Annotated in this window: 19 protein-coding genes; 18 read left to right on the plus strand and 1 reads right to left on the minus strand. The window is 51.9% G+C overall.

The annotated features are described in order from the left end of the window. The first annotated feature begins 1,143 nt into the window (after window positions 1-1,143). The 8 genes from ACXAFR_RS22590 to ACXAFR_RS22625 all read left to right on the plus strand — a co-directional run bounded on the left by ACXAFR_RS22590 (window position 1,144) and on the right by ACXAFR_RS22625 (window position 10,091). Entirely contained in the window at window positions 1,144-1,425 is a 282-nt protein-coding gene (locus ACXAFR_RS22590; protein ID WP_475181262.1) for a hypothetical protein, read from the plus strand. Between the two features lie 119 nt (window positions 1,426-1,544). Continuing rightward, complete coding sequence (locus ACXAFR_RS22595; protein WP_475181264.1) at window positions 1,545-2,462, plus strand: malate dehydrogenase; 918 nt, start codon at window positions 1,545-1,547, stop codon at window positions 2,460-2,462. A 9-nt stretch (window positions 2,463-2,471) separates the two neighbouring features. Continuing rightward, entirely contained in the window at window positions 2,472-3,380 is a 909-nt protein-coding gene (locus tag ACXAFR_RS22600) for a DUF4382 domain-containing protein (protein ID WP_475181266.1), read from the plus strand. Window positions 3,381-3,709: 329 nt separating this feature from the next. Beyond that, window positions 3,710-4,978: an MFS transporter gene (locus tag ACXAFR_RS22605; RefSeq protein ID WP_475181269.1), complete on the plus strand. Its 1,269-nt coding sequence runs from the start codon at window positions 3,710-3,712 to the stop codon at window positions 4,976-4,978. A gap of 58 nt (window positions 4,979-5,036) precedes the next feature. Continuing rightward, entirely contained in the window at window positions 5,037-5,570 is a 534-nt protein-coding gene (locus ACXAFR_RS22610) for a 2,4'-dihydroxyacetophenone dioxygenase family protein (protein WP_475181272.1), read from the plus strand. Between the two features lie 20 nt (window positions 5,571-5,590). Beyond that, complete coding sequence (locus ACXAFR_RS22615) at window positions 5,591-6,331, plus strand: SDR family NAD(P)-dependent oxidoreductase (RefSeq protein WP_475181274.1); 741 nt, start codon at window positions 5,591-5,593, stop codon at window positions 6,329-6,331. Between the two features lie 152 nt (window positions 6,332-6,483). Beyond that, window positions 6,484-8,967 (plus strand): TonB-dependent receptor, encoded by a 2,484-nt coding sequence (locus ACXAFR_RS22620; protein ID WP_475181276.1) that lies wholly within the window; start codon window positions 6,484-6,486, stop codon window positions 8,965-8,967. Between the two features lie 116 nt (window positions 8,968-9,083). Continuing rightward, window positions 9,084-10,091, plus strand: a complete 1,008-nt coding sequence (locus ACXAFR_RS22625; RefSeq protein ID WP_475181279.1) for an alcohol dehydrogenase catalytic domain-containing protein — start codon at window positions 9,084-9,086, stop codon at window positions 10,089-10,091. 42 nt (window positions 10,092-10,133) lie between these two features. Here ACXAFR_RS22625 and ACXAFR_RS22630 read toward each other — a convergent pair whose 3' ends face one another. Further along, window positions 10,134-11,069: a class I SAM-dependent methyltransferase gene (locus tag ACXAFR_RS22630; RefSeq protein ID WP_475181281.1), complete on the minus strand. Its 936-nt coding sequence runs from the start codon at window positions 11,067-11,069 to the stop codon at window positions 10,134-10,136. Between the two features lie 365 nt (window positions 11,070-11,434). Here ACXAFR_RS22630 and ACXAFR_RS22635 point away from each other — a divergent pair, with 365 nt between their 5' ends. The 10 genes from ACXAFR_RS22635 (at window position 11,435) to ACXAFR_RS22680 (ending at window position 23,420) form a co-directional block, all read left to right on the plus strand. Continuing rightward, the gene (locus ACXAFR_RS22635) at window positions 11,435-12,421 is read left to right on the plus strand and encodes a helix-turn-helix domain-containing protein (RefSeq protein WP_475181286.1); all 987 of its coding nucleotides are present in this window, start codon (window positions 11,435-11,437) and stop codon (window positions 12,419-12,421) included. A gap of 74 nt (window positions 12,422-12,495) precedes the next feature. Further along, window positions 12,496-13,392, plus strand: coding sequence for a DMT family transporter (locus tag ACXAFR_RS22640; RefSeq protein WP_475181288.1), 897 nt, complete (start codon window positions 12,496-12,498; stop codon window positions 13,390-13,392). A gap of 255 nt (window positions 13,393-13,647) precedes the next feature. After that, window positions 13,648-14,700, plus strand: a complete 1,053-nt coding sequence (locus ACXAFR_RS22645; RefSeq protein WP_475181290.1) for an alpha/beta hydrolase — start codon at window positions 13,648-13,650, stop codon at window positions 14,698-14,700. 153 nt (window positions 14,701-14,853) lie between these two features. Further along, the gene (locus ACXAFR_RS22650) at window positions 14,854-15,585 is read left to right on the plus strand and encodes a MauE/DoxX family redox-associated membrane protein (RefSeq protein ID WP_475181292.1); all 732 of its coding nucleotides are present in this window, start codon (window positions 14,854-14,856) and stop codon (window positions 15,583-15,585) included. Between the two features lie 311 nt (window positions 15,586-15,896). Further along, complete coding sequence (locus ACXAFR_RS22655) at window positions 15,897-17,453, plus strand: sodium:solute symporter family transporter (protein WP_475181294.1); 1,557 nt, start codon at window positions 15,897-15,899, stop codon at window positions 17,451-17,453. 132 nt (window positions 17,454-17,585) lie between these two features. After that, window positions 17,586-18,479 (plus strand): LysR family transcriptional regulator, encoded by an 894-nt coding sequence (locus ACXAFR_RS22660; RefSeq protein ID WP_475181297.1) that lies wholly within the window; start codon window positions 17,586-17,588, stop codon window positions 18,477-18,479. Window positions 18,480-18,603: 124 nt separating this feature from the next. After that, window positions 18,604-20,946, plus strand: a complete 2,343-nt coding sequence (locus ACXAFR_RS22665; RefSeq protein WP_475181299.1) for an FdhF/YdeP family oxidoreductase — start codon at window positions 18,604-18,606, stop codon at window positions 20,944-20,946. Window positions 20,947-21,096: 150 nt separating this feature from the next. Continuing rightward, a complete protein-coding gene (locus ACXAFR_RS22670; protein ID WP_475181301.1) occupies window positions 21,097-22,149 on the plus strand; it encodes a trypsin-like serine peptidase in 1,053 nt (350 codons plus the stop codon). Between the two features lie 68 nt (window positions 22,150-22,217). Further along, window positions 22,218-22,481: a carboxypeptidase-like regulatory domain-containing protein gene (locus ACXAFR_RS22675; protein WP_475181303.1), complete on the plus strand. Its 264-nt coding sequence runs from the start codon at window positions 22,218-22,220 to the stop codon at window positions 22,479-22,481. A gap of 324 nt (window positions 22,482-22,805) precedes the next feature. Next, window positions 22,806-23,420: a LysE family translocator gene (locus ACXAFR_RS22680; RefSeq protein WP_475181305.1), complete on the plus strand. Its 615-nt coding sequence runs from the start codon at window positions 22,806-22,808 to the stop codon at window positions 23,418-23,420. Window positions 23,421-23,470 lie beyond the last annotated feature (50 nt).

Below are 23,470 nucleotides of genomic sequence, written 5' to 3' on the forward strand. Positions count from 1 at the left end.
ACAAGTTGAATTCACGCATCCATAAACTTGACGTCTTTCCTTTAACCTGATAAGTCCCCAAAACATGATCACAGCCCGATCTGAACAAATCGATATTGATGTGACGCCGTTTTATCACGGTTATAAGCGGTGTGTACGTTGATGAGTAATCATTACCATGTGGTCTTGCATGTAGATCGGGCCGAGGTCAAAGGCTGCAGTGATCACGTGTTTAACCGAGCTTTTCTTTTAGGTGGTATTTATTGTGAGTCTGCTGGGCGGTTCGGCCTGGAAATATGATGAAGGGGTGTTCCAGCTGTCGTAGAAAACTTGAAGCCAGCCATCTTCCTCAGGCAGCGGTGTGCCACTTTTTGGTATGGAATGGAAAGGCCATCAATCGACGACTATGGTTCTGAAATGAAACCCTCCAAAGAAGTATTTCCGATAAAATTCAAATCGGATGAGATCTATGGGTTTGCTTCAATTTCAGGCCAGTTAGATGGATATTATTTTATAGGTGAAAATGGTTCCATCCAATGTGTCGCTTAAGCGTATAAATACTAAAAATAAAAATAGGATACCCGTATATTTGATTTCGATTCTTAATACCGCAAAACGCCAACACATGGCAGAGTCTTGATTAAAAAATGATCTTGACGCTATGCCGTTCTATTGATGTAACTTTCGGTGTGTGCCGTGCGCGTATTTTGGTGTAGAGCGTATAGATTTTGGACTTAAAGGTTGTTGTTTATTTATAGGAGTTTCCTTAAGCATAAAAATATATTCGTTAACGTATCGATTTTGTGAAATATTCACACTTTCTATTAAACTCTTGTAATTTGATGCGAGTGGATGTAATAAAAAAATGTATCGAAATGTCATTCTCTGTCGGTACGCCGCTGTTTAGAGCAATGAAAAGAACGCCATTTTCTTTTTTTTAAAAATCCCAGCAAATTCTTTGCACTTATCTTGCAATTGAGCGTCTAACGATTGGTTAGGAGATCTCTGATCAATACGTTGCGTTGTCATCGCAGCGTCGAAAATGGCTCTAAGTATACATATACGACGCGTAAACACTGCGCTTTTCGTCATTTTTGTCTTGTGCTAACTGCGTCGTCAACATTGATCAAAGGTTCCCAAATGGCTTATTAGTGAGGGAGAGTCATGCCTAATTTACAAGCCTTGTTGAAAGCGCTACAAACGGATTTAACACTGTCGCGTCTCGCGTTGTTGACGTATCTCGATGGCCCCAAGACGCTTCTTGAGATCAATCGTGATCTCGGCTTTAAACGGCGTATGGTCGAACGTTTTGCGGCGGATCGACCGGATTTTATTCGGCGTACCAAACGCCGTATGCCAAACGAGTCTGCGGTGGGGCGCCCCTATGAGGTCGGTTTTGCCCGCACAAGCAAAGCTACTCGGTTACTGCGGCAATTCAGTCTTTAACACATCTCAAATTCCATCAACTCTGTTGTCTTCTGCGTCACCTTATGGCGAATGCGTGTGTTTTCTACGGCACTGTTCGTCATAGTATTGGTTAGTTCGCTGATATACGGAGATTTGCTATGAAAGTGTCTGTTGTGGGTTTGGGCAAGGTTGGGTCTTGTCTGGCGTTCATTCTTTCGATACGCAATTTTGTTGATGAGTTGGTGTTGGTGGGAAGGCGTCCCGAGTCGGTGATGGGGGATGTGCTGGATCTGCGCCATGGCCAGTTGTTTGTGGATGCGCCTGCCCATATCGATGGCGGCAGTATCGAGAAAACACGAGGCTCAGATGTGGTTGCGATCTGTGCGTCTGCGCCTACGGCTCCGAATATGAACAGCCGTCTGGAGCTGGCGCCGGCCAATGTGGCGCTGCTGCAGGGGTTGTTGCCGGATATTATGCGGCTGTCACCGGATTGCAAGATTGTCGTGGTATCCAACCCCGTTGATGTGATGGTGCATTTCGCAATCCAGATTACGGGTGTCGATCCGTCGCGTATTTTGGGTACGGGAACACTTGTCGATTCGGCACGTTTCCGCCAGTTGATCTCTGACGAGGTCAATATCCATATGGAAGACATTCGCGCCTATGTGCTGGGCGAGCATGGCGACAGTCAATTCGCCGCCATGAGTTGTGCTGACGCTGGTGGAGAACCGCTGGATATCACTCCGGCACGACGGGAATTGGCGCAGCGCGCCTCGCGGGCGGGGTATGAGGTCTTTGGCTACAAGGGCTACACCAATTATGCGGTGGCGCTGGCGGCGGCTGAGATCATCGCCAGCATCGCTCTGGATTCCCGGCGGACCATGCCGGTTAGCCTGAAAGTAGATGGATTTTTGGGCGTTGACGATGTGTGTTTGAGTCTACCAGCAGTTATAGGCGAAAATGGCGTGCATCGCATCCTCCATCCGTCGTTAAATGACGACGAGAAGGCTGCATTTTTGAACTGTGCGGAAGTTGTGCGCCAGACCATTCTGGGGATCGACTCCAATGACGAATGAGGATTACCTATGGGAGGGTTGCTGCGGCCCGCCTGCTTGTTGCTTACGGCGAATTTACTAACGGCCTGCGGGTTTGAATGGAACACCGGCGATGCCTTTGGTTCCGGCGATGGGGATCTGACCCTTGGCATTACCGACGGTCCCGTCGACGCCGCGGACGCGGTGGTTATCGCGGTTACCGGAGTGGAAATTCACGGTTCGGAAGTTGGAACCGTCACCTTTGAATTTGATACCGAAGAATATATCGATCTGCTGGATTATCAGGGGGATGAGCGGTTCCTGCTGCTGGACGGAGAGGGCGTTGAGTCCGACGATTACGACTACGTGCGGCTGCTGATCGACGAAGGCCAGTCATACATCGAAATCAATGGTCTTCAATATACCTTATCTATCCCCAGCAGCTCTGAAACCGGTTTGCGGGTCAACCATGATTTCACCATTGATGAAGACGTGGATGTGGATTTGACCCTGGATTTTGATTTGCGGAAATCTGTGGTTGAACTGGACAGTGACAGCTACCAACTGGAGCCCAGCCTGCGAATTGCAGATACAGAGACGGCGGGCACATTAACAGGCACCATCAGTGATCTGTTGGTGCTGGATTCTGCCTGCAATAACAGCAGTAACAACACGTCGGGCAATGCGGTTTATCTGTTTCAGGGAAGTGACGCCAGCATTCAGGATATTCAGGGAATTACTGGCGATCCCTATGCGACCGCATCGGTGGACTACGACAGTACCAGCGAAGAATATTCCTATCAATTTGGCTGGTTACCGGCCGGGGATTATTCCGCTGTCTTCACGTGTGATGCCTTGATCGACAGCAATATCGAAGACAACAGTGACGAGGTTGTTTTCACGGATATCGCGGACGTTTTGATCGAAGAAGACACTGAATCTGTGGTTGATTTTGATTGATCTTATCTGCAACAAATAACTTTGCAGACGCACCAACGAGCCCGCTTAAATGCATAAATACACGGGCTGACCAACACGTCGCCAAGGTATCCATGTAGCCTCTGTGCGTGTTAAATAGCCAAAGTCGACTTGTTTTTAATGTTGCACAAGCCGCGTTGGTAGAAAAGCAATAACCTGTTGGTTTGTGTGCCTGCGAGGTTGACTTCGCAATTGTCTCGGCACCGTTTCGCTCACGTGCAAGTGTCTTTTGCCCGCCACGGGCATGATGGTTTCCACAATGTCCAGCCTCACAAGCTGGATGATAACCATAATAACAATGGGAAACCGCAGTGAAGAAGGTCACGCCCGCCTACAGTGTGATGCTGGTAGGTTTATTGAGTCTGAATTTCGGCATCGTCTTTTTTGATCGTAATGCTCTTAACTTTCTTATGCCGTTCGTGCGTGAGGATATTGTTCTCTCCAACACCCAAATCGGGATGCTGGCGTCGGCACTGTCGCTGACCTGGGCGCTTTCCGGAATATTTATCAGCTCCGCGTCGGATCGTTCCGGGCGTCGCAAAACGTTTCTGGTGTTGGCCACGGTTTGCTTTTCTCTCTGTTCATTTTTAACCGGTATTGCACCGAGCTTTTTGTTGTTGCTCGGCGCTAGATTACTGATGGGGGCTGCAGAGGGTGCCATTCTGCCCATTTCCCAGTCGATTATCGCCAGTGTGGTGCCAGCCCACCGCCGCGGTGTTGCCATGGGCATCACCCAGAATTTTGGTTCGAATCTGCTCGGGTCTTTTGTGGCGCCGGTGGCCTTAGTGGCGTTGGCCAGTTGGATTGGTTGGCGCTACGCCTTCTTTGTGGCGGGCATTCCCGGCCTGATCACCGCGTTCTTTATCTGGCGCGTGCTCGATGATGATCCACCACGCGCGGCGCAAGGTTCGTCCGATACGCCTGCGACAACGTCGACTCACCTGAGTTGGGGGCAGGCGCTTGGGCAACGCAATATTTTGTTGTGCGCCATTATTGCCATCCTTTTGGTGTCATTTTTGGTGATTACCTGGGCCTTTATGCCGTTGTTTTTAACCGAACAGAAAGGCTTCGAAAAAGAAACCATGGGTTGGTTGATGGGTGTTTTGGGACTTTCTGCGACCTTAAGCAGTTTTATTGTGCCGGGAATATCCGATCGTGTGGGGCGCAAACCCATCATGATTCTTATGCCGATTATTGGTTTATTGTTGCCGCTCGGGGCGATTTATCTCGGTGGTTCCGCCTGGTTGTTGGCCATGGTTTTTCTGATGGGTTGGGGCCTCAACGGATGCTTTCCGTTGTTTATGTCCACGATTCCTTCAGAAACCGTGGATGCGCGTCATGTCGCAACGGCGTTAGGGCTGGTCATGGGCATTGGCGAGGTTATCGGAGGTGTCGCTGCGCCGTTTATTGCCGGCATATTAGCCGATATCTATGGCTTGACCGCGCCCCTGTGGATGTTGGTGGTTCTCGCCATACTGGCAACATTAACGGCACTGGGGCTGAAGGAGACGGCGCCGTTTCGCCAGCACACGTCCGTCGATCAACAATCGCAAGGCACTGCAGCCACTGCAACCGAATAATACGTTCAGTACCTCAAGCCACCATAAAAATAACGTTAGCAACGGGAGACTAACACCCATGGCCGAATCCGCGAAAGGGGAATTCTGGAAAGATCTTAAACCCATCAAGACGGTTTTTCGTGAAGGCGCAATGCCGGAAATGTATCAGGCAAAAATCGCTGAGGGTGATGAGCGATACTGGGTACCTATTGGCGAAACCGTCAGTTCCAAGCCAGTCTTTATCAGCCCCACCATGAATATGTGGGCCGATGTGCTGATGGCGAAGTCGGCAGGGCTGGTCAACGTTCACTACCATCCTCGCCCGATCTGGGCGTATACCATTTCCGGCAAATGGGGCTATTTGGAGCACAGCTGGACAGCGACGGCTGGTGACTTCATTTACGAAACGCCTGGCGAAAGCCATACCCTCGTCGCTTATGAGCACGAAGAACCGATGAAGGTGTTTTTTCTCGTGAGCGGCCCGTTGATGTGGCTGGACGAGGAGGGCAAGACCACCGGCCACTTTGATGTGTTTGATTATATTGCGGCGGCCCGCGCCCACTATGATGAAGTGGGGATCGGCGCCGACTATGTGGATACGTTAATCCGCTAACCGAACACTAGGAGGCTAAGATGATGCAGAACGACTCCTGTTTTCGTCAGGATCTCTTTGCGGGCAAGGTCGCCTTGGTTACCGGTGGCACATCGGGTATCGGCGAAGCGACGGCAGGGTATCTGTCCGAGCTGGGTGCCCGTATCATCGCGATTGGTTTAGACGCTGAAGCCTGCCACTTGCGATCTTCCGAGACAGTGGTGATTCGAGAAGTCGATGTGACCCAGCGCCAGGCTGTTATCGATTTGTTTGAGTCTATTCCCCGTCTGGATATGCTGATCAATTGCGCCGGAATATCCCTGCCGGATGAGGAGCATGGGATGGCTGGTTTTGATCGCGTGCTGGCGGTGAATTTAACGGCGACCATGCACCTGTGTGAGTGCGCGCGAATACTGCTGGAAAAAAGTCATGGCACCATAGTGAATATTTCTTCGGTACTTGGCGTGTTTGGCAACGGAGATTATCCTGCGTACAGCGCCAGTAAGGGGGGAATTAACCAATTGACCAAGTCTCTGGCGATTGCCTGGGCGGCATCAGAGATTCGTGTGAATGCGGTGGCGCCGGGCTGGATTCGAACGCCATTGGCGGCAGCCATTGAAGCCCAGCCGGAGCTGGAAGCCGCCATCACTACGCGGATCCCAGCGCAGCGCTGGGGCAAGGCCCGTGAGGTTGCGAAAGCCATTGCCTTTCTGTGTTCACCGGCCGCTGGCTACATCACCGGTGCCGTAGTGCCCGTCGATGCAGGGTATACGATCAATTGAAGCTGGACATCGTCGGTTTCGTTTTTCTTCAGATTTGTTTCGCTCAAGTGCAAGTCTTCAGGCGTTTCGACGCGTAGGCTAGGGATAACGTGGGCGAGTCCGTAGAGACATCGTGTGCGGTTAGCTTCACAAAAATAATAAATGGAGTTCCTATGTATAATAAAAAATATCTGTCTTTCACGTCCTTCTGTCTGGCATCATCGCTGGCTGTCCCAGCGATGGCACAATTAGAGGAGATTGTTGTTACCGCCCAGAAGCGTGAAGAAAATGTGCAGGATGTGCCTATCGCCATCTCTGCCTTTACTGGGGAAAATCTCGCCGAGCGAGCCGTGACGAATGTCGATGGTTTATCCAATTTGACACCTAATGTAACTCTCGATGGCGGGACGCCATTTTCAGGCAGTTCGTCTGTGCTGTCGGCGTTTATACGCGGCATTGGTTCCAACGATTTTGCGTTCAACATCGATCCGGGGGTCGGGGTCTATATCGATGGTGTTTATCTGGCGAGAACCATCGGTGCGAATCAAGACCTCATGGATGTCGAACGCATTGAAGTCTTGAAAGGGCCTCAGGGCACTTTGTTCGGGCGCAACACCATTGGCGGTGCGATTTCAATTGTTACCCGTGAGCCGGGAGACGAATTCAGTTTTGAGGCGGATGTCACTCTGGGTTCCTATGAGCTGATGCAGATCCGCGGGTTTATGGATATTCCTCTGACCGACAGCCTGAAGTCGAGTCTCAGTTTCTCATCAAAAGATCGTGAAGGTCATTTGTCCCGGCGCCGTTATCCGGGCGTTGGTGATCTGAATACTGAGGCGCTAGAGAACTTTCCAGCGGCGGGCTACGGGGATTTAGGTCAGGGCCAGGAAGGTGGTGATGACATGTGGAGTGCACGCTATAAGCTGGTTTTTGATAACGATTCATCCTTCCGCGCGGCCTTTAGTGCGGACTACACCAACATCGATCAGATGCAGCTTGCCAATACGGTGATGGCAACGTCTCCCGCCGTATTTGCCGGCGCCTACAACTGTGCGATTGCGGGGATTGATTCCTCCGGATGCGCTGCGGGTATGGCTCCGGAAGGTTATATCAATGGCATTGGCGGCTATAACGGGCTCTTTGATATGCCCGCCTTGTTTGGCGTAAATGTGGATGATGACCCGACCAACGATCGACTTCCCTACGATGATCGCTTTCTTACTGGCGACGTGGATGAAAGCTATGCAAACGGCAATAATTTTACCAACTTGGAAAACTGGGGCGTCGGTTTAACTCTGGACTATCAGTTATCTGACAACATGGCTCTTAAATCAATTTCTTCTTATCGCAAGATCAACTGGGTCGTCGGTATGGACCTTGATGGATCACCGTTGAATTTTCTTCACACCAGTTTTACGACCGATCAGGAGCAATACAGTCAGGAATTCCAGTTGACCGGCACCGCTCTTAACGACAAGTTGGAGTATGTCCTGGGCGCCTATTACTTTGTCGAAGATGGCTCGCTACACGACTACGTCACCTTTGCTGAAGGGCTTTTACAGGTAGATGGTTTGAATTTACTGCGCACAGAAAACTACGCGTTTTTCTCCCAGTTTGATTATCGAATCACCGATCGAATGACGCTGACATTGGGCGGACGTTTTACCAGTGAAGACAAGGAATTTGAAGGCGCGCAGGGGGACAACAACGGTTTAAATTATAAATTGGCCAATGTCTTTGGGGATCCCAACTGTGCCAGTCTCGACCCCATTAGCGACGCCTGTCGGGCCTCGTTGGGGTTTCCCAATGCCGATGAGCCCCTGCGTTATTATGTCGACGGCAAGCAGACAAAATCCTTCGAGGAGTTTTCCCCAAAAATTGGTCTGAGTTATGAGTTGCTTGATGACATCATGATCTACACGACCTATTCCGAGGGTTATAAAACCGGTGGCTGGACCACGCGCCTTAGTAATCCGCTGCCTTACGCGCCGGACTTTGATGAAGAAGTCGCCAAGACCTTTGAGGTGGGTCTAAAGAGCACCTTGTTGGATAACACGCTTCAATTGAATATGGCTGTTTTCCAGACCGATTATGAAGGTATTCAATTGAACTTCCAGCAGGGGGTGTCACCGGTATTACAGAATGCTGGCGATGCAGAAATCAAAGGCTTGGAAGTCGAGGCCATGTGGGCACCGACGAACAGTTTCACGTTAAATGTTGGCGCCGGGTATTTGGATTCGGAATACACGCGCATTGATGACGGTGCCGTGGTTCCCGGTAACGCTGATCAGGGTGGTGTGGTGGTTGGTGGCGATCTGCCGAAGACGCCGGATTTCAAATTTAATATCAGCCCTCGTTATGAATGGACGCTGGGTGACAAGGGCTCACTGGTTGTGCTGGCAGACTACACCCACACGGCGGAAATGTGGAACGACACCGAGCGTACGTATTTGTTGGAGAGAGAGGCGACCGATGTGGTCAATATGAGCATCACCTATCGTGAACCTGACGACAACTGGTACATCATGTTGGGCGGCACCAATCTTACCGATGAACGCTACCCTGTAACCGGGCAGGCACAAATTGCAGGTGGCATGTTTTACGGCACTTACAGTCGGCCTGAAGAATATTACTTGCGTGTCGGTATGAAAATGTAAGGTCGCCCAACATTTCCCTTGCGGAATAGGTTTCGCCCTGAGCCCCCTCTGTCCGGCAGAGGTCGGCGGCAGGGCTTTTTTGTTATCGTCTTAACCCATGCAGTAAGGAAAAGATTATGAAAGCCGTCGTACATCAGGGGTTGCATCAGCCTCTCGCACTGGAAACTCTCGCTGATCCTCGTCCACAAGCCGGTGAGGTCCTGGTGAAAGTGAGCCGTTGTGGCATTTGTGGTTCTGATCTGCATATGACAGAAGAGGCTGCTTTTGGGGCTCAGTGTGGCGATATTCTCGGTCATGAATTCGCCGGAGAAGTCTTGGAGCTGGGGGCGGGTGTGCGTCAGTTGAGCGTGGGTGATTTGGTGTCCGTGATTCCCCTGCGAGGTTGCGGTGAGTGTCTGAGTTGTCAAATGGGCGAGCCCGCCTGGTGCAGTGAAATGACCTTGCAGGGGGGCGGGTATGGCGAGTTGGCCTGCGTAAAGGCGCATCAATGTATTCGACTGCCTGAATCTGCCAGTCTCGCTGACGGGGCTCTGGTGGAGCCGCTTGCGGTTGCACTGCATGGTGTCAATCTTTCAGGAATAAAGCCAAACGACAAGGTGCTGGTGTTGGGCGCGGGGCCGATTGGTTTGGGGGTGGCTTTCTGGGCTCGACGAATGGGGGCAACCCAGGTCGTGGTGCAGGATATCAATGCCTATCAGCAAGAGCGCGCCATGATTATGGGCAGTACGGATTTTGTGGTTGATCTTGAAAACCCTGTGGCGGCCGCCGAAAAAGCGCTGGGCGGGAAAGCCGATATCGTTTTTGAATGTGTCGGCGTGCCGGGGTTGATTACCCAGAGTATCGAGCAGGTGCGGGTGAAAGGCACGATTGTATTGCTTGGCCTGTGTACTCACTCAGACAGTTTTGTGCCTTTTACGTTGTTATCGAAAGAGATTCGGCTGCTGACGGCGGCATTCTTTCGTACCCAGGAATTCAACGCCACGCTAGATATGTTGAATGCCGGCGCGACAGAGCCTCAGCAGATGATTACGCAAACGGTCTCTCTACAACAAACACCAGAAGTGTTTGAATCCTTAAAAAAACGCACGCATCAATGTAAGGTGATGATAAATCCCTTCGCGTAGAGGAATGTTTAAGAAGGCACGCAGGTTGGTCGTTACGCGCGTTCAGGGTAGGTGGCGAGCGCTGAACAGTTTCAGGCTTTGGTCTGGATTGATATCCGGAAAGTCGGGGTGGGGAGAAAGTCTGCTGTCGATGGTTAGCGCCGGACAAACGTCCATCGCCGTCGTTCGTAGGAAGGTTTCGTCGAGTTCCGGCGCGTTTAGGCAGAGTAACAGTTCACCACCCGGTTGCATAAATTCAGGAATACGCTTCAGCAGTTTGGGGTAATCACGGCTGGCGATAAAACTGCCCGGTTGATATGAGGGTGGGTCGATAATCGCGAGATCGTAAGGCCCTGGACGACGGATGCGTCCCCAGGATTTCAGAATATTTTCACCGAGAAACGTGATGGGGGAGAGCGACTGCTGGTTTAGCCGGTGGTTGTCTCGCCCTCGGCTCAACGCCGAGCGGCTCATGTCGACGTTTACGATGGTAGCGGCTCCTGCCGCCGAGGCTACCACGGAAAATGCACAGGTGTACGAGAAGAGGTTGAGCAGACGCTTGCCCTTTGCCCGCGCTTCAACCCAGGTGCGTCCCGGTTCCATGTCCAAAAAATAGCCGATGTTCTGGTGAGACCCAATATCGATGTGAAAGGCGAGCTCACCTCGCTGAGCAACGAGATGCTCCGGAATATCGCCGGCAATAATCTCTACCGATGACCGGGGCAAATATCTGCGTTGAATCGCAATGGCCGTCACCGACTCTGGCCAGTCCATCAGATTGATCTGCTGCAGGCAGGCCTGCTCCGACACGGCTTGGTCATCCCGATAAAAAGTGACCAGCAATACCGGTGAGAACCAGTCTATCGTGGTTTGTTCATAGCCAGGAAAGCAGCGGCCGCGGCCGTGAAATATCCGGCGGCTCTGGGACATTTCCCGCGTCGAGGTATTCTTGAGTTGGTGAAGAAAGGCGTTTAAAGCGTCGACAAGTGGATCAGACATGTTATTTGGGATTAGATCTTCTAAAGTGCGGGGCGCATGTTAAACAGCAATGGAAGTGTGTGCCAGCCGCGGTTTTCAGCCATCCATCCGGCATCTAGGTGGAATTCGCAGTTTCTTCTGTTTTGGTGGGCAAGGTCGAGTGCACTTTCAGCCTGCAGTGAGTGCACTCTCAGGCGTGAACATGTCTCTATCGTGACGCTATTATTGCGCAAGTGTCGGCTTTTGTCGTTGATTGTGAAGAATTTCGTCAAGTGAAAAGTGCGCGCTGGCCGCGTCGGGATTCTTCGTGCTAATCTAGCTGCGCAGACGTAGTCAACGTCCATACAGAAAGCCTTAAATCTATAAAATAAACGAGGGGCAGGATCGTGGGGTGTCAACTAAACCGCATCAGTCATCTGGAACGATTTTCCACGGCTGATGTTTCTCCAGCTGGGCGGCTGGATTATTGGAAGCGCATCGCTCAGGAAACGTTCATCGGGCTTGAAGTTGAAGCCACGGTGGCGGACTTTGGCGGCGAGTTAATGCGGTGGCGCATAGGAGACTTGTTGCTGACCCGGGCGCGGGCCTCTTCATCCAGAGTTGCGCGGGAACCCGTCGATGTGCGACAGGCTGATCGGGTTATTTTGCACTTGCAAAGCTTTGGTGTCAGTCGCCAATACCAGGGGTTGCGCACCTGTGAGCTGGCGCCGGGGGATTTCTCCATGGCCAGTTGCGCGGAGTACTTCCTTAACACCTTTCCCGGCCGCCACGAAGTGTTGGCGGTAGAGGCGCCGCTACCGTTGATCGAAAAGCACGCACCGAATTTTGATTTGGCGATGTCTCGCTCAATCTCCGGTACTACCCCCGGAGCGCGTATGTTGCGGGATTTCCTGCTGTCATTGTGGCGTCTGGAAGCCGACTTAAAAAACGGCAGCGAAGTAGAGCGATCTCTGTCTGACAATATGGGGCAGAGCTGGGCGCAGGGGGTGCAGGTCATTTACATGGACCTGTTGTCACTGGCGATCACGGGCGCGGCTGAAAGTCGACAGGAAGATAACAGCCTGCTGGCGCGATTAAAACAGCTGATAGAATCCCGTCTGCATGACCCAACATTGCGTACCGCGTCGATTGCCGATGAACTGGGCGTATCGTCACGGTCTGTCCAGCTTGCGTTCAGCGCTCTGCACACCACTCCCTCGGCGTATATTATAGAGCGGCGTATGTTGTTGGCGGCGGAGTATTTGATGTCGTCTCCACATATGAGTATCACCGACATTGCCATGGAGCTGGGTTTTAATGAGTGCAGTTATTTTACCCGGTGTTTCCGCAAGCATTTTGGTATGACGCCGATGGCGTATCGCAAGCGCTGTTAGGGCTTGTCATCCTGGTTTCGGATACGGAGAATGCCGTCAGTATCGTGTGTTCTCTCTGACTGCCGTGGTTGCCCTTGTCCCGCTCTCCTGAAACGTCTGCTCTCATTTGCGCCTTGCTGGCGGTGTTGCTTTGGTCGACCGTGGCAACAGCGTTTAAAATCAGTCTCTCCTATTTGAGCGTAATGCAGCTGGTCGCTGGGGCCAGTGTTGTTTCAACCTTGGTGTTGGCCAGCCTGCTGGCCTGTCAAAAGCGATTGGCTCAGGCCGTTATCAGCTTGCGAAAGCACTGGCGGCAAGCGGTATTGCTCGGTGCCATTAATCCGCTGATTTATTATCCGGTTTTGTTTGCGGCCTACGATCGATTACCGGCTCAGGTGGCGCAGCCGGTCAATTACACCTGGGCGATTGCGTTAAGTCTGCTGTCGATACCGGTGTTGGGGCAAAAACCCAGTCTTCGTGATTTTGCCGGCATGGCGGCTGCCTATGGTGGCGTGGTGCTGGTGTGTGTCTCTGGCAATCGGGTCACGGGCAGTCTGGATGCTCTTGGCTTATCGCTTGCGCTAGTTTCCACATTTTTATGGGCGGGCTATTGGTTATTAAACACCCGCGATCAGAGGGATCCGCTGACCGGATTGTTCCAAAACTTTTTGGTGAGTCTGCCGATCTTGCTGGTTTGGGTTCTGTGGCAAGAAGGGCTGCCGTCGACGGCAGACCTACGCCCCTGGCTGGGTGTGCTTTATGTGGGCTTGTTCGAAATGGGCATCACCTTTGTACTCTGGCAGCAGGCGTTGCATCGAACACAACATGTGGCTCGCATCAGCACGCTGATCTTTTTATCACCCTTTATCAGTTTGCTGTTGATCCATATTTTTCTCGGAGAGCCTCTCTACGGCCTGACGTTCGCGGGTTTGGGGCTGATCGTCGCAGGCTTGATCGTGCAGCATCGTGGCACTAAATCCGAGTCTCATTGACGGCTTCGATTGATTGCGAACATTAGTTTTCTATGCGAAGCTTGGTGGGTGTATAGGCAGCTTGGTGATGTCCAAGACAGGCCGTTCATTTTTGTCGATGAGGCCGCGTAGATAGGAAATCAACAGCCTGCTCGTGGAACGCCGGGTTTCATTTGCCCGGCTTGTCTCCGCCACGCCAATTCTTTTTGATGGTGTTCTCGAACCCTGTCGTCGGCAATGTTCGCCATCGATCGATTTTTCGCTAGGAAGCCCATAATGATCTCTCGTAAGTCTCTTGCAATCTGTCTGCTCTGGCTAAGCTCACTGTTGGCATTCTCTGCCGTCGCCGATACCTCGGGTGCAGGTACTTATCAACGTATCAAGGTGTATGGTAAGGCTCTGGAAGGAAATTTAGGGGGCAATAATCCTGAGCGGGATGTGTCGATCTATCTGCCTGCCGATTATGAGACGCATCCGGAAAAACGCTATCCCGTACTCTACTTGTTGCACGGTTACACGGATTCAGATGCCCGTTGGTTTGGGGTAGAAGAGGGTAAAACCATGACGTTGCAGGCCATGGTCGATGCCGCCGATAAGGCGGGTGTGAAAGAGATGATCGTTGTTATGCCCAATGCGTTTACCCGTTATTGGGGGAGCATGTATTCCAGTTCCGCCACCGTGGGAGACTGGGAAACCTTTGTTGCAGAGGATCTGGTCAGTTACATCGACAGCCACTACCGCACTCTGGCTCAGCGAGAGAGTCGCGGTCTTGCCGGACATTCCATGGGCGGTTACGGGACATTGCGCATCGGGATGAAATTCCCCGATGTTTTTAGTGCGATCTACGCGCTAAATCCCTGCTGTTTGCCACCGTTTGATCCCTCCGAAGCGGACGCCGCCAAAGCGGCTTATGACATCAATTCTGCGGAGAGCTTTGCCGATGCACCCTTTGGCATAAAGGCGATGGTCACCTTAAGTGTCGCCTGGTCACCGGATCCGCAAGCGGGGCCGGGATATTATCGACTGCCGGTGGATCCCGATGGCAGCCTGCGTCCTGATGTTATCGCCGCCTGGAATGCCAGTTCACCACTATCTCTGGTTCACCAATATTTGCCGGCGATGCGTTCGTTCACGGCGATTGGTTTGGACGCTGGGAATGACGACATGCAGGGCATTGAAGACGCTACACGACAGTTTCATGAGATTCTTGATGGGTATGGCATCGCCAATACCTTCGAAATTTACGCAGGTGATCACGGCAATCGCGTGCCCGAGCGCATGATTAAGGTTGTGCTGCCGTTTTTCGATAACGCACTGGCGTTTGCATAATATGGTGAGGCTTTTTGAAAATATTACGGACGATTCTGCAAAGGCGTCGCTTGAACTCCGCGCAAACGACCTTTTGAACCGATTAAGTCGTTCGGCATAAAACGTGTAAGCATCCTCTCTGTTTTCGCGAATTAACGTAGAGAGGAGATTTCAATGAGTAAAACTGCCGTTCTTTATCGCATGCGCACGGATCAGCATTTGTGCCCATACGGTCTAAAATCTCGCAACCTCCTGCGCAAGCAAGGCTTCACCATTGAAGATCATGAGCTGACAAGTCGTGACGAAATTGATGCGTTTAAGCAAGAGCATCATGTCAAAACGACTCCGCAGACTTTCATTAATCACCAGCGTATTGGCGGCTACGATGATCTGAAAGCCTACTTCGGTAAAAAAGGCGCAGATAACGACGAAACCAGTTATACGCCCATCATCGCGATTTTTGGAATGACGGCATTAATGGCCGGGGCATTGCTGTTTCGGGGAGGAATGCCGGGTTCGATTGTGGGTTTTGTAGAAATTTTTGTCGCCTTGAGTATGTGTGCACTTGCGATGCAGAAGTTGCGAGACTTAAGCGCTTTCTCACTGCAATTTATAACCTATGACCTACTGGCCATGCGGTATGTGCCTTATGCCCGGGCGTATGCGTATCTGGAAGCTTTTGCCGGTATCGGTATGTTGGCGTCCTTGCCTGGGTTAATTGTCGCTACGCCGGCGATTGTGATTGGTGTTATCGGCGCCGCATCGGTCGTTAAAGCGGTTTATATCGACAAGCGAGCGTTAAAATGTGCATGCGTAGGTGGTAATAGCAATGTTCCCCTCGGTTTTATTTCATTGACTGAGAACGTTATGATGGTCGCTATGGGGGGCTGGATGCTGGCTCATTGAGCCCAGGGAAGCTCTGATTAATGTTGGCGATGGCAACGCAGGTAATTAATCAGAGCTTCCCTAGCATCGGTCTCCGCGTAGTTGATACAGGCAGGGATGATTGCCGCGAGCTTTTTGAGCGGCTTCCGATTCTTTCATCGTCTTTTTGCATAATCCTTCGCTCTTAAGAAGCGGGGGATTTTTGTGTTTGCTTGCTGCAGGTTGAGACGGCCTGCGGCTTTGATTGGATGTGTGTCGAACGTCAGCAGGCACACGAATACGCAGTGAAAACCATACGATAAGCGAGCGGCTCAGCTCCCAGGGACACAATTATGGCGCATCTCGATTGGCCGGACCTCTTGGTCATTGGTATTTATTTTTTGATCACGGCCTACATCGGCTATCGCGTCAGTCATCGCAAAACCACGTCTGAAGATCTGTTTCTCGCCGGTCGCTCTCTGGGGCCTGCGGCGGTTGGGTTTTCCCTTTTTGCCTCGAACATTTCCTCCGATACCTTGGTTGGCCTTCCCGGGGCGGCATACGAGACGGGTATCTCGGTGGCGAACTATGAATGGATGGCCGGTCTGGTCTTGATTTTCGCGACCTTTCTGGTTGTGCCAGCACTCTTACGCGGCAATATTCAAACCATGCCGGAAATGATGGAGCGGCGTTTCGACAGTCGTATGCGTGGTTATTTGTCTGCCATCACGCTGTTCCTTTCGATCGTGTTGGACACGGCGGCAACGCTATATGCGGGCAGTTTGATCGTTACCACATTTATGCCGCAGCTAAATATGGTTGAGGTCTGCTACGGAATCGCCATTTTTGCGGCCATTTATACCGCAGCAGGCGGCTTAAAGGCGGTGGTCTACACAGACTTTATGCAAGCCATCGTGCTGTTGTTTGGCTCCGCATGTCTCGCGTATATCGTCTTTGGTAAGTTCGATTTTTCCTGGGCGGCGGTGAAAGAGGCCGTGCCGCCGGAGAAAATGTCTCTCATACGTCCTATTGATGATCCCGGCGTCCCGTGGTTGGGGTTAATTACCGGTCTACCGATTGTGGGCTTTTACTACTGGACCATGAATCAATACGTGATTCAGCGGGTGTTGGGTGCGAGGGATGTACAGACAGCCGGTCGCGCCGCACTGATTGCCGCCAGCCTGAAATTGCTGCCGCTGTTTTTTATGGTGATTCCCGGTGCCATGGCGATTTCCCTCTTGCCGGATCTTGAGCATGCCGATCAGGTCTTTCCAATGATGGTGGCGCAGTTTACGCCGACAGGGCTGACGGGGTTAATTGTGGCGGGTATTATCGCCGCGCTTATGTCGACCTGCTCATCCACGCTAAATTCGTCGGCGACACTGATCACCTTGGACTTTGTGCAACCGCGCAAACCAGAGTGGTCGACTGAAAAACTGGCCTGGTGTGGTCGCGTGACCACCATCATCATTGCCTTGATCGCCGCAACCTGGGCGCCGATGATTCAGCATTTCTCTGGGCTCTGGGCCTATTTACAGCAGATCTTTGCGTTTGTCGCTTCGCCCCTGGTTGCCGTGTTCCTCTATGGTCTGTTGTCAACGCAGCTGGGACCAAAGGCGGCATTCCGCGGCCTTGTGACCGGGCACCTTGTCAGTGCGATACTGTTTTTGCCCTTCCTTAATGGCTGGATTCCGATACATTTCACCATCATCGGTGGCGTGTTGTTCCTGTTGACCCTGATCGCCACCTTTGTTTGGGCGAAGCTTCTGCCCGAGGACACGCCGACAGCCGACGATGCCCGCATCGCGTTTTTCGCACGTCATGGTTTGGAGAAAGCGACACTCGACGTGAAAGTGGGGGCGGGCATCGTCATCGCATTAATCGTCACCATGCTGATTGTCTTTCACTAGCGGGCCGTTGATGTTCGTCTTCGAGATAGGTTTGAGGCTTGATAGTTAGTCAATCAACATTGGCACAACGGCTATCCGGCACCTGTGTCCATACTCTATCATTGATAAATAACGTCTATTGATGAATCGAGTATGGACATCCGTCAGTTACAATTTCTTTGCGCGCTAGACCACCATCGGCACTTCGCCCGGGCCGCTGAGGCCTGTCATGTGACGCAGCCGACCCTATCGATGCGCCTGCGACAACTGGAAGATGAGCTGGGGGTGCTGCTGATTCGGCGGCGGCAGCGATTTGAAGGTTTTACCGACGCTGGGGAACGGCTGTTGAGCTGGGCGCATCAAGCGGTGCGCGCCTTCGATGGTGTGCGTACCGAGGCGCGTCGTTTGCAAGGGACTCTGTCGGGAACCTTGCGTATCGGCGTAGTGCCTCTCAGTCATGTGCGACTGGTGCCGCTGCTTCAGCAGTTGTATGGATTTTCTCCGCAGATTCGCTTTCAGATACATTCTCTAAGTTCCTCCGACATTCTCGATCATCTGGCCAGCAACCAGCTGGATATCGGTCTCACCTACCTGTCGCAAATTGAATCCGGTGATTACGCGGTATGCTCGTTAGGGGCGCCGCATATTGGCTTGTTGTTTAACGCCGAGAACTTTCCCGAATTGGCGAATGCTGAGCTCAATTGGCATCACGTTGCCGGGTTGCCGCTGGGCTTGCTGAATCAGTCTATGCGCTTTCGTCATGGCTTGGATCTGGAGGCTCAGGCGCAAGGCGTCAGCCTGCAGCCATTGCTGGAGGCGGATACGTTAGATCAGCTGCTGGATGCGGCACGTTGCGGCTTGTGCTGTACGCTGGTTCCACTGGCGCCAGAAGGCGAGCCGCAGGTCCCGCAGGGGTTGAGTGTGCGGCGTCTTCCCGATCAGGGATTGCAGTCTGCGCTGGCTTTGGTTTGTCCGGGGAATTCGACCGACGGAGGGTTGGCTCAGACGTTTTTGCAGTTTCTGCAGGGTGGCGTTGTTGGAGATTAATACACGCCTGAAGTTGCACCTTTGATAGATAGCACCTATTAAGAGATCAGTACTGGTGATTGGACGCTGCTGGCACTGGCGCCTAATCTGTTGCCAATATCCAGCAATCTATCAGGTGCTTATCATGGCTCGTAACGCGAAATCTCAGACTCCGCCCAATGCCTATCAGCGGCCGGCCGGAGGCTGGGGCGCTTTGAAGAGCACTGCGCGCGCCTGGATGGACAGCGACAATCGTTTAAAAAATATTCGCAGTCTGCTGAAAACCAATCAACCCAACGGGTTTGACTGTCCCGGTTGTGCCTGGGGTGACAAGCAACATCCTGAGCGCTTCCGATTTTGTGAAAACGGCGCCAAAGCGGTGAACTGGGAGGCGACGGGGCGGCGTGTGGATGCCGATTTTTTCAAGCAGAATTCGGTCGCCTGGCTCAGAAAACAAAGTGATTTCTTTCTCGAATATCAGGGGCGCTTAACCGAGCCCATGCGCTACAACCGTTCGACAGATCATTACGAGGCGGTGTCTTGGGAAGAGGCGTTTGCGCTGATTGGGCAGCACTTGAGGGATCTGGAATCTCCGGATCAGGCGGAGTTCTACACCTCCGGTCGCGCCAGCAACGAAGCCGCATTTATGTATCAGTTGTTTGTGCGCGCTTTTGGCACCAACAATTTCCCCGATTGCTCCAACCTCTGTCATGAAGCCAGTGGTCGTGCGCTGACCGCCAGCATCGGTGTCGGAAAAGGCACGGTGACCATGGATGATTTTGCCGAAGCCGATGCCATCTTTGTGTTTGGCCAGAACCCAGGCACCAATCACCCTCGCATGTTGGCAACCTTGCGTGAGGCTCACAAACGTGGCTGTCGAATTTTGAGTTTCAATTCCCTGAAAGAGCGTGGTCTTGAGCGCTTTCAAGATCCGCAAAACGCCATCGAAATGTTAACCGATGGCTCTGAGCGAATCAGTGACGATTATTATCGGCCCAACCTGGGCGGCGATATGGCCGTTTTGCGTGGCGTCTCGAAAGCGCTTCTGGCTATGGAAGATAACGCCAGGGCAAAAGGGCACACGCTCTTTGATCAGGACTTTATTACCGCGCATACGACGGGGTTGGAAGAGTGGATCGCGCAGGTTAAAGCAACATCCTGGTCGAAGATTGAAGAGCAATCAGGATTGTCTCAGCAAAATCTCAACGTGATTGCTGACGTGTATGTGCAGTCCGGACGGGTAATCTTCACCTGGGCGATGGGCATTACCCAGCATCGACACTCAGTTGCTACCATTCAAGAAATGGTCAATCTGCTGTCACTGCGGGGCAATATCGGCAAGCCGGGGGCGGGGTTGTGTCCGGTGCGTGGCCACAGCAATGTTCAGGGCGATCGCACGATGGGGATTGATGAGCGCCCGTCGACGGCGTTTCTCGACCGTTTGGGCGAGCATTTTGGCTTTGAGCCTCCACGTGCACCCGGCCACAATGCGGTCGAGGCCATACGAGCAATGCGCGATGGTCGCTCCAGGGTGTTTATTGGGCTTGGTGGTAATTTTGCCGCTGCAACGCCAGATACTGAGGTGACAGAGTCCGCGTTGGAGCGCTGTCGGTTGACCGTACAGATCAGTACGAAATTGAATCGGTCTCATCTGGTGGTAGGAGAGGACGCATTGATTTTGCCCTGCCTGGGACGCACCGATATCGATCGGCAAGCTGGGGGAGAGCAGCGGGTAACTGTTGAAGATTCCTTCAGTATGGTTCACGCCTCGGGTGGTGTCTTAGAGCCTTTGTCGGACGCGATGAAATCTGAACCGGACATTATTGCCGGCATTGCCGAGGCGACCTTGGGCGATTTTCCCATTAACTGGCAGCAGACTGTGGCCGATTATGACGTCGTACGCCAGCATATTGCTGCGGTTATAAAGGGATTTGATAACTTCAATGACCGTATTCAAAACCCTGGTGGTTTTTACCTGGGAAATGCGGCGCGGGAAAGAAAATGGAATACGGCATCCAACAAAGTGCAGATCTTTGCCCATGGCTTGCCCGACCATATCTTGCCGATTCAGGCACAATCTCACATCAATGAGAATTCGCTCATTTTGCAGACTCTGCGGTCGCACGATCAATACAACACCACCGTTTACAGTAATGATGACCGCTATCGAGGCATTAAAAATCAACGCCGTGTATTGCTCATCAATCCGGAAGACATCGCGCGTCTCGGCTTTCAGCCCAATGATACAGTGACCTTGCAGTCGTGTTGGGATGACGGACGTGTTCGTCAGGTGCAGGGCTTCGCGCTGATTCCCTATGATATTCCTCGTGGCAATGTCGCGGCCTATTATCCGGAAACCAATCCACTGGTGCCCTTGGACAGTGTGGGTGAAGGCAGTAATACACCGACATCAAAGAGCATTGGAATTAATATTCTGCAGGATCGGCGTGAACAGATCCAAGCGATTGACGTCGGCGCGGGCCAATAAAAAACTCTTCAACCTGTTTTTGAATCGACGAATGTTGATTTCCTTCAAACGGGGGATGTGTGAAATTCGTTCGAACTTTATCGTAGTGGTGTGCGCAGTCACTTGCGTCGTTTAACAAGAATGTTTACACACCAGAATGGAGTTCACGATATGCCAATTGATGAGATAGAAGACGTAGACTACGAAGCCGAGGGCACCGACGTCCACAGTGCTGTAAGTAGCGAGGGAAGTGGTTCAGAGACTGCATTACAAAGTGATAACCCCAGCTTCGGCAAGTTGGGGGAAGGTGCTGAAGCCGGAAATGATGAGTTGGAAGCTGTGCCGGGATACGAATTGCCGTCAATTCCGGGGTATGAAAAAATCAGCGCAGAGAATTCCGATGAAAAATTATGGTTGGATGCCTGGCACGCATCCTTCAGTGACGAAGCGACTCAACAACGCTTAAAAAAGTCTTTGGAGCTCGGAGCGTCGGAAGAAGTCGTCATCGGTGCCGATGACAGAATCCGGATAACAGGAACATCCAGTTACCCGTGGCGGGCGATCTGCTCTTTGAGAATCGAAGCAAAAGATGGAACACGCTGGATCGGAACCGGGTGGTTTGTTGGCCCCAGAACGGTCATGACGGCAGGCCATTGTGTCTACATGCATGATCACGGTGGTTGGGCGAAATCCATTGAAGTCATTCCCGGTCGCAACGGTACGGCAGAACCTTTCGGCAGTGTGACATCGAGCAGCTTGCGCAGCGTAAAAGGCTGGACGAACAGTAAAGGTCGAAATTATGACTATGGCTGCATTCAGTTGGCGTCTAACCAAGCGCTCGGATCGACCGTCGGCTGGTTTGGCTACGCAAACTATAGCGCAAGTACCTTGCGAAATATCACTGTAAACTTGTCGGGATACCCTGGTGATAAGCCCTCAGGCACTCAGTGGTTTATGGCGAGAACAACGTCCAGTGTCAGCTCCCGCGTTATTACCTATTCTATCGATACAGCCGGTGGGCAAAGTGGTTCGCCGGTGTGGCGTTTGACCAACGGCAACCGTTACGCGGTAGGGATTCATACCAACGGCAGTTCCAGCGGGAATTCTGCAACGCGTATAACAAAGCCTGTCTTTGACAATATCAAAGCGTGGAAAGATCAAGTTGAAGTGGCTGCCGTCGAAACGAAAACGCCGCTGCGTGTCGCGGCTTTGAAGGGGGCGTGACGTTCACTGTCGGGGGAAGAGATTCCCCCTGTTCTAACCCGTCAAAACGAACCGGTGCGGCTATCGCAATGGATGATTTTTCATTAGAAGGGGTTATCCAGGATCAAGCAGGCCTGCCTGTGCCTAACGCTGTTGTTATGATCTCTGAATCACCGTCTCAGCATTCCGATATTGCTCAAATTACGGGTGAGAGCGGGCGGTTTTCGTTTGGCTCTGGAGAAGCCGGGCACTATGTCTTCACAATTTCACTGCCAAATGGGGACTTGGTACATTATCGATGCACGCTGCCCAAGTCGGAAAAAGCAGTGATTGTCATGCCTAAAAACCGCTGAAACATTTGTTTTAAGGGGGCGTCTATAAACCTTCTAGATTCCAAAAAACTCGACATCATGGGAGCCCTGTTTGATTCGTTGAAAAATCAGATTTATCCTGTGCATTTTGGCGCATAATTCATTTAAAAAGCCAACCCATTGGACGCGTTCAGGGATGTCCTTCAATGTCTCGTATTTGGTATTCCGCAAAGAAGCGCGTAGTCTCTCTTTTACGGGTAAATTCTGATTGAATTATGTGCGTCAGGTGATGCAGATAATCTGTCAAAGGTTTATTGGGGCGATAGCAAAGATCTGCTCATAACGAAGGACTTAAGGGAATATATAATGTCGATAGAGTTTCTATTAACCTCTCTGGTTGTCGTGTTAATTCCGGGAACGGGTGTGTTGTATACCGTGGCGACAGGGCTGTTTGCTGGTCGTCGGGCAAGCTTGAGCGCTGCAGTTGGCTGTACGCTGGGCATTACCCCGGCGTTGTTGGCCTGTGTGTTAGGCCTCTCTGCGCTCTTTCATACCAGTGCACTGGCATTTCAGTTGGTAAAATACGCGGGTGCTGCATATTTGCTGTACTTGGCCTGGATGATGTGGCGTTCGGCTTCGCCCTTATCCTTGGGTGATCGACCAACGGAAACCAATCATTTCTCCATCGTATTAAAGGGGTTTCTGCTGAACATTCTTAACCCCAAACTGTCCATCTTTTTTCTGGCGTTTCTGCCTCAATTTGTTGCTCCTGGCGCGCAGCACCCACTCACTGAAATGCTTGGGCTCGGCGTGATCTTTATGCTGATGACATTAATTGTTTTTATAGCCTACGGTTTTGCAGCGAGTGCAATAAGCTCCTATGCGACTGGATCCCAGTCGATAACCACCGCCATTCAAAAACTGTTTGCTGGCAGCTTCGCTATCCTGGGCATTAAGCTCGCGTTGAGTGATCGTACTTAAGGCGCCAAACCTGGATGACTCGCCGGGATGATATGTGTTGAGCAAATCCT

It is taken from the genome of Pseudomaricurvus sp. ABR4_320, assembly GCF_056159445.1.

Coding starts and splice junctions, on each gene's coding strand:
- ACXAFR_RS22590 (WP_475181262.1), top strand. CDS start 1,144: ATGCCTAATTTACAAGCCTTGTTGAAAGCGCTACAAACGGATTTAACA.
- ACXAFR_RS22595 (WP_475181264.1), top strand. CDS start 1,545: ATGAAAGTGTCTGTTGTGGGTTTGGGCAAGGTTGGGTCTTGTCTGGCG.
- ACXAFR_RS22600 (WP_475181266.1), top strand. CDS start 2,472: ATGGGAGGGTTGCTGCGGCCCGCCTGCTTGTTGCTTACGGCGAATTTA.
- ACXAFR_RS22610 (WP_475181272.1), top strand. CDS start 5,037: ATGGCCGAATCCGCGAAAGGGGAATTCTGGAAAGATCTTAAACCCATC.
- ACXAFR_RS22615 (WP_475181274.1), top strand. CDS start 5,591: ATGATGCAGAACGACTCCTGTTTTCGTCAGGATCTCTTTGCGGGCAAG.
- ACXAFR_RS22620 (WP_475181276.1), top strand. CDS start 6,484: ATGTATAATAAAAAATATCTGTCTTTCACGTCCTTCTGTCTGGCATCA.
- ACXAFR_RS22625 (WP_475181279.1), top strand. CDS start 9,084: ATGAAAGCCGTCGTACATCAGGGGTTGCATCAGCCTCTCGCACTGGAA.
- ACXAFR_RS22630 (WP_475181281.1), bottom strand. CDS start 11,069: ATGTCTGATCCACTTGTCGACGCTTTAAACGCCTTTCTTCACCAACTC.
- ACXAFR_RS22645 (WP_475181290.1), top strand. CDS start 13,648: ATGATCTCTCGTAAGTCTCTTGCAATCTGTCTGCTCTGGCTAAGCTCA.
- ACXAFR_RS22650 (WP_475181292.1), top strand. CDS start 14,854: ATGAGTAAAACTGCCGTTCTTTATCGCATGCGCACGGATCAGCATTTG.
- ACXAFR_RS22655 (WP_475181294.1), top strand. CDS start 15,897: ATGGCGCATCTCGATTGGCCGGACCTCTTGGTCATTGGTATTTATTTT.
- ACXAFR_RS22660 (WP_475181297.1), top strand. CDS start 17,586: ATGGACATCCGTCAGTTACAATTTCTTTGCGCGCTAGACCACCATCGG.
- ACXAFR_RS22665 (WP_475181299.1), top strand. CDS start 18,604: ATGGCTCGTAACGCGAAATCTCAGACTCCGCCCAATGCCTATCAGCGG.
- ACXAFR_RS22670 (WP_475181301.1), top strand. CDS start 21,097: ATGCCAATTGATGAGATAGAAGACGTAGACTACGAAGCCGAGGGCACC.
- ACXAFR_RS22675 (WP_475181303.1), top strand. CDS start 22,218: ATGGATGATTTTTCATTAGAAGGGGTTATCCAGGATCAAGCAGGCCTG.
- ACXAFR_RS22680 (WP_475181305.1), top strand. CDS start 22,806: ATGTCGATAGAGTTTCTATTAACCTCTCTGGTTGTCGTGTTAATTCCG.